The sequence below is a fragment of the Peristeroidobacter agariperforans genome (assembly GCF_004138335.1).
Classification (GTDB): Bacteria; Pseudomonadota; Gammaproteobacteria; order Steroidobacterales; family Steroidobacteraceae; genus Steroidobacter; species Steroidobacter agariperforans.
The window spans coordinates 132,764-145,474 of the sequence record NZ_RYFW01000006.1 but is presented as its reverse complement, the minus strand read 5'-3'; the positions used below and the strand labels follow the sequence as shown (position 1 = coordinate 145,474).

9 protein-coding genes are annotated in these 12,711 nt (G+C 62.3%); 4 read left to right on the top strand and 5 right to left on the bottom strand.

The window, feature by feature from the left end; all coding sequences use genetic code 11:
- Positions 1 to 12: 12 nt before the first annotated feature.
- Positions 13 to 642: a 2-dehydro-3-deoxy-6-phosphogalactonate aldolase gene (locus EK373_RS29835; protein ID WP_129648781.1), complete on the bottom strand. Its 630-nt coding sequence runs from the start codon at positions 640 to 642 to the stop codon at positions 13 to 15.
- Positions 643 to 646: 4 nt separating this feature from the next.
- Positions 647 to 1,588, bottom strand: a complete 942-nt coding sequence (locus EK373_RS29830; RefSeq protein WP_157994601.1) for a 2-dehydro-3-deoxygalactonokinase — start codon at positions 1,586 to 1,588, stop codon at positions 647 to 649.
- A gap of 121 nt (positions 1,589 to 1,709) precedes the next feature.
- Between EK373_RS29830 and EK373_RS29825 the strand changes: the two genes are divergently transcribed.
- From EK373_RS29825 to EK373_RS29810, 4 genes are all read left to right on the top strand, one after another.
- A complete protein-coding gene (locus tag EK373_RS29825) occupies positions 1,710 to 2,852 on the top strand; it encodes a glycoside hydrolase family 53 protein (RefSeq protein WP_129648777.1) in 1,143 nt (380 codons plus the stop codon).
- 104 nt (positions 2,853 to 2,956) lie between these two features.
- Positions 2,957 to 5,605: a TonB-dependent receptor gene (locus EK373_RS29820; RefSeq protein WP_129648775.1), complete on the top strand. Its 2,649-nt coding sequence runs from the start codon at positions 2,957 to 2,959 to the stop codon at positions 5,603 to 5,605.
- 114 nt (positions 5,606 to 5,719) lie between these two features.
- On the top strand, positions 5,720 to 7,147 hold the full coding sequence (locus tag EK373_RS29815; protein WP_129648773.1) for an aldehyde dehydrogenase family protein: 1,428 nt from the start codon (positions 5,720 to 5,722) through the stop codon (positions 7,145 to 7,147).
- Between the two features lie 26 nt (positions 7,148 to 7,173).
- Complete coding sequence (locus EK373_RS29810) at positions 7,174 to 7,548, top strand: nuclear transport factor 2 family protein (protein WP_129648771.1); 375 nt, start codon at positions 7,174 to 7,176, stop codon at positions 7,546 to 7,548.
- Between the two features lie 38 nt (positions 7,549 to 7,586).
- Here the strand turns inward: EK373_RS29810 and EK373_RS29805 are convergent, their stop codons facing one another.
- The 3 genes from EK373_RS29805 to EK373_RS29795 form a co-directional block, all read right to left on the bottom strand.
- A complete protein-coding gene (locus EK373_RS29805) occupies positions 7,587 to 8,228 on the bottom strand; it encodes an FMN-binding negative transcriptional regulator (RefSeq protein ID WP_129648769.1) in 642 nt (213 codons plus the stop codon).
- A gap of 107 nt (positions 8,229 to 8,335) precedes the next feature.
- Positions 8,336 to 9,865 carry an N-acyl-D-amino-acid deacylase family protein gene (locus EK373_RS29800; RefSeq protein ID WP_198683755.1) on the bottom strand — a complete coding sequence of 510 codons (1,530 nt, stop codon included), beginning with the start codon at positions 9,863 to 9,865 and terminating at the stop codon, positions 8,336 to 8,338.
- A 91-nt stretch (positions 9,866 to 9,956) separates the two neighbouring features.
- Positions 9,957 to 12,707 (bottom strand): LuxR C-terminal-related transcriptional regulator, encoded by a 2,751-nt coding sequence (locus EK373_RS29795; protein WP_198683754.1) that lies wholly within the window; start codon positions 12,705 to 12,707, stop codon positions 9,957 to 9,959.
- Positions 12,708 to 12,711: the final 4 nt, after the last annotated feature.

The following is a 12,711-nucleotide window of genomic DNA, read 5'->3' as shown; positions in this document are numbered from 1 at the left end:
AACATATCACGATCACGCGTGGACGGATCCCCGTGCCTGATTCCAGGCGCTGACGATGGCAGTCGCTCGCGCGCCGACCTCGGCGGCGCTGCGGCCCGGAGCATAGATGTCCGTGCCGAACCCGATGCCGTCGATGCCGGCTTCGGCCCATTCCGCCAGATTGTGAGCCCCGACGCCGCCGACTGCGAACACTTTGGTTCCCGGCAACACGGCCCGCAGCGCTTTCACGTGCTGCACGCCATAGGTCGAGGCCGGAAACAACTTCAGCGCCGTCGCGCCGGCATCGATGGCCGCAAAGGCCTCGGTCGCGGTCGCAAAGCCGGGGACCGCCTGCAGCCCCAACTCCACACTGCGGGCAATGACGGCTCGATCGATGTTTGGCGTCACGATCAACTTGCCGCCAGCCTCGGCGACAGCGTCGACCTGCGCGGCCTTGAGCACCGTGCCGGCGCCGCAAAGGCATTCGTTGCCGTATCGCTCGGTCAAGCGACGAATGCTCACCAGCGGCTCGGGTGAATTCAGCGGCACTTCGATGCCGCGGATGCCGGCGTCGACCAGAGCCTTGGCGACCTCCAGGATTTCATCGGGACGAATGCCACGCAGGATGGCGATCAAGGGCGGGAGAGCGACGGGCGTGGACACGAAATTACTCCGCGATATCGGCGTGGGCGAGGGCGTTCAGGCCGGCGATGGTCAGCTCGGTGGCGTCCAGCGGCACGGTTTGAATGCCATGGGAGGCGAGGGCGGCTGCGTAAAGCTCCGCCAGCTTGGGCGCGCCAATGATCGGCACGGCGGTGCTCGTCCGCAGCGTGCCATCGAACCAGGGCAATGCCCCCAACACGTCCTGACCGATGATGAGACCAGACAGGTAGGTGGAGGCTTCGGCGTGCGTCATGCCTTGAATCAACTGGCGGGCGCGCACTTCGAACAACAGGTGACTGAGCGGGACGCTGCGCATTTCACGGCTGCGTTGCAGGCCAGCCTCGAAGCCGCGACGCTCGGCTTCCTCATTCGCTTCGACCGCCGAAGCTTTGAGCAGGGTGCTGCGATCTCGCAGCAGGGCGTACAGCTCGCCGGATAAACTGGTTTGGAAAGATTTGAGCTTGCCGTCTTCCACCAGCGCCCATTTGGTATGAGTGCCGGGCAGAGCGACGATGTTTCGTCCGCGTCCGAGCGCGGGATGCATGGCAATCGCGCCGAGAATTTGTGTTTCCTCTCCGCGCATGACATCCGGCGCGCCGAGCGGGTTCGTACAGGAGACACCGGCGGCGATGGCGATCGAATGGCCGCGTGCGTCGAAGCGAAGCAGCGCAGAGCGCAGCTCCGCGGCGCCGGCCGGGCACGAGGCGTACGGGACTTCCCGCCACCCGTTGCGTGAGCCGACCATGCCGGCGAGCCAAATCGGCAAAGACCCGTACTTGCGAGCCCAGGGGTCGAGCGCGCCGAACAGTGTGGCTTCGGCGCTGACGGTCAACGAGCCGATACCGGCGCCATCGACCTTGTCGAGGACCGTGGCGCCCCGGCATAGATGCAGCCGCAGGTGGGTCGTGCCCCAGTCGCCGGCAATATGGGTTGGTAAGTCGGTCATGAACGGGATTCCATGTGGGCCTTTTATATGATTAATATTCTCCATGTAAAGCCCGGGCTGGACAATTGACCTGTAAGCTCTAGTTTGAGCGGCCCAACCGCACGGATTCTTGGGGGAAGCGATGCAAGGAACCGAGCCTGTCGCGCCAAAGCTCGCCCGGTGGGCGGCGCTATTCATGGTGTTGACCGGCAGTGCCTGGGCTAGCGCGCCTCAGGGTTACTACCTGGGCGCCGATCTGTCCTATGTCAACGAGATGGAGGATTGCGGGGTCGTGTACCGCGTCGCCGGCAAACCGGCGGACCCCTTCGTGTTGCTGAAGTCCCGCGGGGCGAATCTGGTGCGCGTTCGTCTATGGAACGATGCCGAATGGACTGCGTACTCCAATCTTGCCGACGTGAAGAAAACCATTCGTCGGTCGCGGCAGGCCGGCATGCAGGTGCTGCTGGATTTTCATTATTCGGACGACTGGGCCGACGGCGACAAGCAGATCATCCCCAAAGCCTGGACGAACATCGCCGATCCGGATGCGCTGGCGCAGGCCCTTTACGACTTCACGTTACAAACGCTGCGCGAGTTGGATCGCGACGGGCTCATGCCCGAACTGGTTCAGGTCGGCAACGAAACCAATGGCGAGATCCTGAGCACGCTGGAGCGGGCCAAGGAGCCGATCAACTGGTCCCGTAACGCGAAGCTGTTCAACGCGGGCGTTCGTGCCGTGCGCGACGCCGGCGTAAAGTCGTCGATAAAACCGCGCGTGATGTTGCACATCGCGCAGCCAGAAAACGTCGAGCCGTGGTTCGCGGCTGCCAAAGCCGCGGGCGTCACGGATGTCGATTTGATCGGTATCAGCTACTACCGGCGCTGGTCGACGCAGGATCTCGATGGACTCGACGCAGTCATTCGCAGGCTGCGACAAAGCTATCGGGCCGATGTGCTCGTCGTCGAAGCCGCCTATCCGTGGACACTGGAGAATGCAGACCAGTCCGCGAACTTGCTGGGCAGCGATTCGTTGATCGAGGGCTATCCGGCGACCCCGAGCGGACAACGTCGCTATCTGATCGATCTCACGCAGCGAGTGATTTCGAACGGCGGTGTCGGTGTGGTGTATTGGGAGCCGGCCTGGGTGTCGAGCAAGTGCAAAACGCGCTGGGGCACGGGCTCCGGGTGGGACAACGCGACACTGTTCGATCATCGGGGCGAGCTGCTGCCGGGCGCGGATTTCTTTGGCTTTCCATATGTGTTCTCGAAACAAAAGGAGCCATAGCCGCGGCCGCGACGACTCCCCCTTGCGTTCCCGATTAGCGTCCTATATATACGACAAATCGGTTTTTGTCTGAGTAAAGGAAATGTCTCTTTGCAGGGGGAGATATGGCTACTCGAGCACGGACAAACCGGCTGTGGCGGCATGCTTTGGGCTGTTGCGCGCCACTGCTGTTATGGAATGCGGCGCACGCCGCCGAGCCGCAAGCCGCGGCCGGCGAGATCATCGAAGAAGTACAAGTCACCGGCATCCGGCAAAGCCTGCGCGATGCACTGTCGGTGAAGTTGAATTCCGACCTGGTCGTCGACGCCATCTCTTCTGAAGACATCGGCCAGCTGCCCGACGTCACCATTGCCGAATCCATCAATCGGCTGCCGGGCATCAACGCGACACGCGATCGCGGCAATGACAGTCAGGCGGTCGTACGTGGCCTCGGGGCAAGACTGGTGCTCGGCACGATCAACGGCCGTGAAGTGGCGTCTTCCGAGCCGGATCGCAATGTTCGCTGGGAGATTTATCCTTCCGAAGTCGTTTCGGGCGTGAAGGTCTACAAAACCCAATCCGCCGATCTCATTGCCGGCGGCGTGGCGGCCACCATCGATATTCAAACATTGCAACCGCTCGACTACGAGGGCGCGGAGTTCGTGGTTCGTGGCGGGCCGGTCTATTACGACGAAGGCGCGGACATTCCCGACTACGACCCCTGGGGCTATCGCGCCAGCGGCTCCTATGTTCTCAAAGCGAGCGACACCTTCGGACTGGTCATCGGCCTGACGGCGCAACAACAAAAGAACGGCTACTCATCGTTCACCGGCTGGGGCTACAACGATTCGCTCGCGCGACCGCCGGAAGGCGCGAGCGATTTCACCGGCGATCTGGACAGCGACGGCACTCCGGATGCGACACCGTGGGGCGCGCAGGTTTCGGTCAACCGCATCGATCAGGATCGGCGCGGCGCTTCGCTGGGCACGCAATGGCGGCCGTCGGACCAGTTCGAGCTGCGTTTCGATGCGTTGTACTCAGACGTGGATATTCACGAGGACCAGGGCCAGACCGTCTACGGCCAGAGCAATTGGGGCAACTGGGACAACGGCAGCTGGGCTGCCTACAACGCACCGGGCGCGAGCTACACCATCGTCGATGGCACGGTGGTCGCAGCGACGCTGCCATTCAGTTCGGTAACCACGGTGGTGTCGGACTACGATGAAAAGAAAGATCTGTCGGTCACGGGCTTGAACGGACGCTGGTCCGGCGAACGCTGGAGTGTCACCGGCGATCTTTCCTATTCGCAAGCCGAGCGCGAGAACACCTGGAAAGCGGTGCGCACCGAGGTGTATCCCGATTGGATGACCTGGGACACTCGCGGCGGCCGTCTGCCGACGATCACGACCAGCGTCGACCCGACGACCCTGACGCAGTTCGCGCCGGATTATCGAGGCGGCAGCGTCGATGGGCCGGAGCAGCTGGAAGACGAGTTGACCGCGGGCGCCTTGGACTTCGCCCGTTCGCTCGATGGGAGTTTCCTGTCAGCGGTGCAGTTCGGTGCGCGCCTGTCGAACAGAACCAAGCAGCACGATCGCATGGAGACGTATCCGTTCGCACCGGCCGGCGGTGTAGAGATTCCGGCATCGTTGTTCCGTGTGTACAACGTGCCGTCCGTCAATTTGCCGCCCGTGCTGCTCGGTGACTATGACGAGATCGCTCGTCTCGCGTACGGATCAGCGCTCGATCCGAGCAACGCTGCCGAGAATTTCTCGCAGCGTTGGAAAGTGAAGGAGGAGGTCACGGAGGGGTACTTCAAGCTTACCTTCTCGAGCACCGCTGTCGCACAGCGCATGACAGGAAACATTGGCGTGCGCCTGCTCGACGTGCAGACGACCAGCGATGGATTCCAGCAGGCCACGGGGGCGAGTGAGCTCGCGCCCGTCAGCATCGAGCACGACTACAGCGAGCTGCTGCCGAGCGCCAACGTCAACTTCAATCTCACGGACACGACATTGTTGCGCTTCGGCGTGGCGAAGGTCGTCGCGCGTCCGCCGCTCGATGAATTGCGCGCGAGCCGTACGCTGACAAATTGGCTGCCCTATACGGGCAACGCAGGCAATCCCAACCTCGAGCCGTTTGAAGCAACGCAGTTCGACGCCTCGTACGAATGGTATTTCCGGGACGAGGCGCTGCTTGGCTTGGCGGCCTATTACAAGGATGTGTCTTCGTACATCGGCTGGCGGCAGGATCCGCAGACGTTTGAAGGGATCACCTATGCCGTCGCCACGCCGGTCAACGGCGATGGCGGCGCCATCACAGGCGCGGAGGTGACCTTTCAGACACCCTTCTTCTTCTGGAGTGCGCTGCAGAACTTCGGCGTCTATTCGAACTATGCCTATGTGGATTCGGACGTCGAGGAGTTCGTGCCCGTCACCAATCCGCTCACGGGCACCGGCTTCGCTCGGCACACAGCGGTGTTCGATCTCTGGTACAGCTCGGGTCCGATCGAAGCGCGGCTCGGCTACAAGTATCACAGCCCGTTCACGGTGATTTATGGCTGGAATGGGGCGGACCTGCAGACCCTCGAGGAGGAGTCGGTGCTGGACCTCAGCACATCGTATCAGCTCACCTCCGGGATCCAGCTGCGCTTCCAGGTCAACAACCTCACCGACGAGCCGTTGCGCATGCACCGGGACAATCAGGTGAACCGCATCGGCCGCTATGACGAGTACGGCCGGCGCTACCTGGTCGACGTCACCATGAAGTTCTAACCGCCACCTCGAGCCTGCCGGTGTTCCAGCTGCAACGCCTGGCGCACCGATGTCAGCACGGGCTCCAATGGCGATGTGCTGTACTTGACACTGTCGATTTGCTTCGAGGGTGTCATGTACGACTGCAGGCGTTTCTTCATCGATGGCGAGTGGCTGACTCCGGCGGGGCGCAGGGAATCGCTGGTGATCAATCCGGCGACCGAGCAGCCGGTCGGACAGATCTTGTTGGGTACGGCCGAGGATGTCGACGCGGCGGTGAAAGCGGCACGGGCGGCGTTCGCGACGTACTCGCAAACCACGCGTGAGGAACGCATCGCGCTGTTCGAGCGCATCGTCAAATTGTACGAGGCGAATATCGAACGCCTCGCACGAGCGGCGTCCGATGAGATGGGCGCGCCGATGACGCTTGCCGTGCAAGCGCAGGCGGGCAGCGGCTTCCGCCATTTGTCCACCGCGCTGGCCATCCTCAAGGACTTCGAGTTCGAAGAACGCCTGGGCACGACGCTGATTGCGCGTGAGCCCATCGGCGTGTGCGGCTTGATCACGCCGTGGAACTGGCCGCTGAATCAGATCAGCTGCAAGGTTGCGCCTGCGCTTGCCGTCGGCTGCACCGTTGTGTTGAAGCCGAGCGAAGTCTCGCCGGTCACCGCGCACATCTTCGCAGAGATCCTTGCTGAGGCGGGCGTGCCGAAGGGCGTGTTCAACCTCGTCGACGGCGATGGGCCCCGCGTCGGCGAGGCGATCTCTCGTCATCCCGACATCGATATGGTGTCTTTCACCGGTTCCACGCGCGCCGGCGTGCTTGTTGCAAAAGCCGCAGCGGATACCGTCAAGCGCGTGTCGCAAGAGTTGGGTGGCAAGTCCGCCAACATCATCCTCGAAGATGCCGATCTCGCAGCATCCGTCGCGCACGGCGTCAACTGGATGATGACGAACAGCGGCCAGTCGTGTAACGCACCTTCTCGCATGCTCGTGCCTGCGAAGCGTTACGACGAAGCGGTCGAGGTCGCGAGGCAGACGGCGGAGCAGTTGAAAGTCGGCGATCCCAAGGCGCCGGGCGTGACCACCGGTCCGGTTGCAAACAAGCTGCAGTTCGAACGCGTACAGGCGTTGATCGCGAAGGGCATCGAGGAGGGCGCGCAGCTGGTGACCGGTGGCGTCGGCCGTCCGAACGGCATTGATAGAGGCTATTTTGTGAAGCCGACCATCTTCGCCGGCGTCAACAATGAGATGACGATCGCGCGCGAAGAGATCTTCGGGCCGGTGATGGTCCTCATCCCGTACCAGGATGAAGCGGACGCGATTCGCATCGCGAACGACTCGGTCTACGGGCTCTCCGGTCACGTGCACTCGGGGAACATCGAGAACGCACGACGCGTGGCCTCGAAGATCCGCACCGGCATGGTTCACGTGAACGGCGCGGCCCGCGACATGTTTGCTCCGTTCGGCGGCTACAAGCAATCCGGTAACGGCCGCGAGTGGGGCCGGGAGGGCTTCAAGGAATTCCTCGAGACCAAGGCCATGATGGGCTACTTCACCTGACCATCGATCACTGACGAGTACAGAGCATGCAAGACCAACAGGCACGGCAGGACATCGATGCGCTGCTGAAGACGTATTTCGATGGCCTCTATCACGGCGATGCGGCGCGTCTGCGCGAGGTGTTTCATCCGCAGGCGCAGCTGTTCGGCGAGGTGCGCGGCGCCCCCTATCAGAACACGGTGGATGGGTGGCTCAACGCGGTCGCCAGCCGACCCTCGCCGCAGGCCAGGGGCGAGTCATTTCAGATGGAAACGCTGGAGGTCCAGCTGCACAACCAGATCGCGTACGTGCGCGCTCGATGTCCCATGCTGGGTTTCAACTACTTTGATTATCTCGCACTCATGCACAACGGCGAGCGCTGGTTGATTACCAACAAGTTGTTCACCCACGTCGACGCCTGACCGCGTGGGATCGTTGAGCGCGCCGGAACGGCTGCGCTCTACGTGGTAGGCAGATGCGCCATGAGGCGCGCAATCTCGTGACTGTCAGAATCTGGGCGCGCCAACAGCTGCTGGATGATCAGCATGCGATCTGACGGCGGATGGGTTTGATTCAGCTTGGTCACACCTTCGATGCGCTCCATGGTGATGCGAAACGAGCGGATTCGAGGCAGCAGCTGCTGCACTTTTCCCGGCGGCGCCTGTTCCAAGGTCCACGGATGCTCGCTATCACGCTCCAGCACCTCGGCGATGCGACGGAGCACCTTGATCTGGCCCTCATCGTCATCGATGACCTCCAGCCGCCCGCGGATTTGAGCGGAGACATAGTCCCACGTTGGAACCGTGAGCAGCGTTTTGTACCAGCTGGCGGATATGTAGGTGTGCGGGCCCGGAAAGATCGCCAGCGCTCGGTGCCCGTTCTGCAGTGTGTTCGCTTGTGGGTTGACCCGAGTCAAGTGGCCGACCAGGGTCGCGGCCGTGTCGTCAGTCTCGAAGAAGATGGGCGTCGGCGTGGCGTAGGTCTCTTCGCCCGCCGCCGTGATCAAGTGAGCGAACGGATATTTCCTGACAATGGATACTGGATCCGTCGCCGCGTAGGCGCTCGGCGCATACATCGTTCTGGCGGCTGCTGGACTGCTCATGGCGCCCGACTCGCTCAAAGAGTGATGTCAGGCAGTCTATCCAGGCCCGTCAGGGAGCTGGTTGCGAACGAGGGCGCGAGCAGTGATCCCGCTGCACCACCCAGGCGTCACTCGGCTTTCTTCGGCGGACGAACGATCTGCCCGGGACGCACGCCCGTCGTGCGTCGGTCCTGATAGACGAGCTTGCCGTTAACCCATACTTTCTCGATCCCTGCCGACAGGGCCGTCGGGTTTTGCATGGTCGCACGATCGATGACGGTCGTCGGATCGAACAGCACCAGGTCGGCGCTGTTGCCTTCGGCGATGATGCCCCGATCGGTGATGCCTAGATGTTTCGCGGCCAGGCCCGTCATCTTGTAGACGCCTCGCTCCAGCGTCATCACTTTCTTTTCCCGGACGTAGTGGCCCAGCACTCGGGGAAACGTGCCGTGGCCTCGTGGATGGCCGATGGACACTCCGTCCGAGCAAATGTTGGCGTGCTCCCAAGCCATCAGGTGCGCAACGTCGTCCTCGCGCATGCTGGTGCCGATGACGGACTCGACGCGCTCCTCCTCGGGATGTGCTTTCTGGTACTCAATGGCCTGCTTCATCAGGGCGAGATAGACATCCACGGGCGGGGCGTTTCGTTCCTTCGCCACTTGCGCGAGCGACTTACCGACGATGGCGGGATCGGGCTGAAATCGCGAGAAGTACAGCCCCTCCGGCGAGGTCGACTCTTTGAGCTTGGACGCCAGGCCCTTACGGTCGTCGTAGATTCCGTTCGGAAACATCACTCGCATCGTCGATTGCCAGTACGTGTACGGATAGATGTCGGCGGTGATGTCCACGCCCGAGGTGCGCGCATCGTCCATGAGCTTCAGCACTTTATCGGCGCTGCCCCAGAGTTTTCTGGCGCCGATCTTCAGGTGCGAGACCTGCACGGGCGCGCCGGATTCCCGGCCGATGTCGATGGTCTCCTGCAATGCGCTCATCAGTTCGGATTCTTCGTCGCGCATGTGGCTGATGTAGCGACCGCCGAGGCGGGCGGAGACTTTGGCCAATGCCACGATCTCGGCGGTGCTGGAGAAGTTGCCGGTTTCGTACTGCAATCCGGTGGAGAGGCCGAACGCGCCAGCTGCCATGTCCTCTTCGAGCAGTTGACTCATGCGCGCGATTTCTTCATCGGCCGCGGGCCGGCGCGCGGCGTTCATGCCTTGTTCGCGCAACGTGTTGTGACCGGAGTACGAGCCGAGGTTGACCGCGATCGGACTTTTCGCGAGCTTGGCGAAGAAGTCACGCAGGGGTGACTGCGATGAGCCGTCCTGACCGACGATGATGGTCGTGACGCCCTGACTGACGACGGCGACCATGTCCGGCGACTTCGGAATGTCATAGTCGTGATGGCTGTGCGTATCGATGAAGCCAGGCGCCAGCGTTTTGCCGTTGCCGTCGATCACAATCTCGGTGTTGCCGGGCACGATATCGCCGACCGCGAGGATCTTGCCATCGGCAATGCGCACCGAACCTTTGCGGGCTGGCGCGCCGGTGCCGTCAATGATGCTGACGTTGGCAATGACCGCACTGTCGAGATTGGGCGCCGCGGCCGCGAATACCAGCGTCGGGGCCGTGGCGAGCAGGAGCGCGAGCAGCTTTTTCACGGGAGGACTCTCCATGCCTGATGCACTCGATTATGAGGGACTGCGGGTGCCATCGGCCAGAGTGTGGACCTGTCGCAGGCGGGTCTCAAACTCACTCGATCAGCCTCATCTCCCTCGCGCGGGCAATGGCGCCCGTTCTGGTGCTCACATCCAGCTTGGCAAAGACGTTCTTCAAGTGCCATTTCGCCGTCGATAGAGCAATCTGCGAGCGTGCACTGATCTCATGATTGCTCAACCCCAGCGCGAGCAGACGAAGCATATCGATCTCACGTTCGGTCAGCGGCTCCAGCGGGAGGGCGGGCTTGCGAGCGGAAGGTGCAACAACGGGAACGGCTTGGGAGAAAACGTTGCCGAACTTGCAGAGATAGTGCGCCGGCAGCGGTGCGCAGAGGCGGCCGCTGGCGAGCGCGGCGGAGATGATTTGAATCATCGCAGGCGCCTCGTCGAAGACGCCGCGAGTGAAGCCGTGGCCGCGGGTCAAGCCGAAGCCGCGGTTCAAGCAATCGAACGCTGATTCGATATCGCCGGAATGCCAGTAGCAGCAGGCGAGTGCAGCTTCGAGCGGAGCCTCGCGAAAGACGTAGCCCACCTCATGGGCACTATCGCGCAGGACCAGCAAAATGGCGCGAGCCTCCTCGTACTGGCGCTGCTTGATCAGCAGGGCGGCGTAGCCCGAGCCGAAGCGCTCCCAGGCTTCATCATAGGACCGCGACCGACGCCACTCGCCCGATCGCGCGCGACGCTGCAACCCAAACTCCAATGCCACAGCACGTGCACGTTGCAGATTGTCCTGCGAGAGGAGCAGCCCAATCTTCTCCGCGCAGACTTGAGCAAGGAAGCGGGCGTGCGAGCCGCTCTCCAACATGCTGTGAAGATAGTCGAGCAGTTGGAAGGCCTCGCCATGGCGGCCGTTGCCTGCCTTGATGCGCGAGAGCGTCACATAGGCAGTGACGACATTCTCGACCGTTGACTGTACGCACAGTAGCGGCAGTACTTCCGTGCAAAGCGCTTCCGCCTCCTCGAGCCGATTCTCTTCGTAACGCATGTAAGCGAGGGCATTCGCCGCGTTCACCCAGGCTGGGGTGCGATGGCCGCCGCGCACCATTTGAAACATTCGTTCGCACCGATCGGCGGCGGCCTTCATGTCCCCTTGAGCACGATCGGCGAGCGATGCGACGACCTCGGCATAACCCAAGCTGTACAAGCTGATCGAATCGAACGTGTCACGCGCACGCATGGCCAGCCGCCACGCCTTGTCAAACTGATTCAGTCGAAGCATCGTGTACGCCTGCAGCGTCAACAGCGTCCCGATGAGAAAGCTGTCCGCACCCCGGTCTCGTAAGGCCTCAGGTGAGGAGATGCCAATCTGACCGCTGCTATCAGCGAGCACCGTGAGCATCGCGTGCAACAACCGAAGATGCACCGACCCGAGAGCTCGCTCGGTAGTGACGTTTGCCTCGACTTCTCGCAACGTGGCGGCCGCCTCGTTGAAACGTCGCGAGAGGATCAAGCTCGCGATGTACGACCGGCAGATGCCCGCGTGGCCGAGAATTACGTTGTGAGGGACCTTGGTGATCCAATGAATGACCGCGACGGTCTCACCGGCCCGCAGCCACGTCGTCGCGCAGCGCTCCAACAACTCCAGACGCCACTCCTCGTTGCTCGCCGCGAACGCATGATGGAGCGCTTCGTCGTAGAGTTGATGCTCCGCGTACCAACGGCTCGCGCGCTCATTCAATACAGACAACCGGGCTGTGTCGTGCCGCAAGTGGCTGCGCAGGAAATCGAGAAACAGCGTGTGATATCTGTACCAGTGCCCGTGACTGTCGAGCGGCTGGATGAACAGCTGCGAGCGCTCGAGCTGTTCGAGCAACGACTGGCTGTGCGACACACCGAGCAGTGCATTGCAAAGCTCGGCAGTCATGCGATCGACGAGGCTGCTCGCGATCAAGAATTCGCGCAGCTGCGGCGCTTGCTCCTGCAGGACCGACGTTCCCAGGTAACGAGCCACTTCGTAATGAGAGCCATTGAAATCGCCGATACCCTCGCGAGAATCGGCAGCAGCGAGCAGCGCGAGTTTCACGCCGGCGACCCAGCCCTCGGTGCTGCGCCGGATGCTGTGCGCTTCGTCTGCCGTGAGCGACCTGTGGCACAGCTGCTCGCCTAATTGCACGATCGCAGCCATGTCGAAGTTCAAGTCTTCCGAGCCGAGTGTCATGAGCTGATCGTTCAGTCGCAGCTGGCCCATGTGTAGCGCCGGCACGCCGCGGCCCGACAGGATCCATCGAATCCCAGCGGGCGATTGCAACAGCAAAGCATCGACGGCGCGCACTAGCACCGGCGTGCCGAGCATCTGTAAATCATCCATGACGATACAGATCGGCGGGTTCAACCGGCCCAGACTGGCGATGAAGACGGCGACGGCGGTATCGAGCGATTCATCCTCACCGCGCCGATGCGGAAGATACGCATCGAACGCCGGGCACACGGAACGGACCGCGGCAATGAGATAAGAAAAGAACCGCACCGGCTCATTGTCCTGCTCATCGAGCGACAACCAGGCGACCGCGTGCGACGCACATGAATGCCGGTGCCATTGGGCGAGCAGGGTGGTTTTGCCTGACCCGACAGGTGCTGTGAGCAACGTCAACTTTTGCCTGGCCGCGGCATCGATTCGCGCCAGCAACGTGCCGCGCTCGATGCACGTCGTCGCACATTGCGGCGGCTTGAGCTTGCTGTGAACGAGATAGTGCGGGCCGAGGTCGCTGCTGGAGTGTGACGCCGAACGAAGCGCCACGGGTTCGGCCCGATCCTTGCCGCGTCTGGTGAGCTGGTGTGCCACGCGC

Excerpts from the sequence above, each read along its gene's own strand:
- EK373_RS29830 (WP_157994601.1), bottom strand. The coding sequence starts at position 1,588 with ATGACCGACTTACCAACCCATATTGCCGGCGACTGGGGCACGACCCAC.
- EK373_RS29825 (WP_129648777.1), top strand. The coding sequence starts at position 1,710 with ATGCAAGGAACCGAGCCTGTCGCGCCAAAGCTCGCCCGGTGGGCGGCG.
- EK373_RS29820 (WP_129648775.1), top strand. The coding sequence starts at position 2,957 with ATGGCTACTCGAGCACGGACAAACCGGCTGTGGCGGCATGCTTTGGGC.
- EK373_RS29815 (WP_129648773.1), top strand. The coding sequence starts at position 5,720 with ATGTACGACTGCAGGCGTTTCTTCATCGATGGCGAGTGGCTGACTCCG.
- EK373_RS29810 (WP_129648771.1), top strand. The coding sequence starts at position 7,174 with ATGCAAGACCAACAGGCACGGCAGGACATCGATGCGCTGCTGAAGACG.
- EK373_RS29805 (WP_129648769.1), bottom strand. The coding sequence starts at position 8,228 with ATGAGCAGTCCAGCAGCCGCCAGAACGATGTATGCGCCGAGCGCCTAC.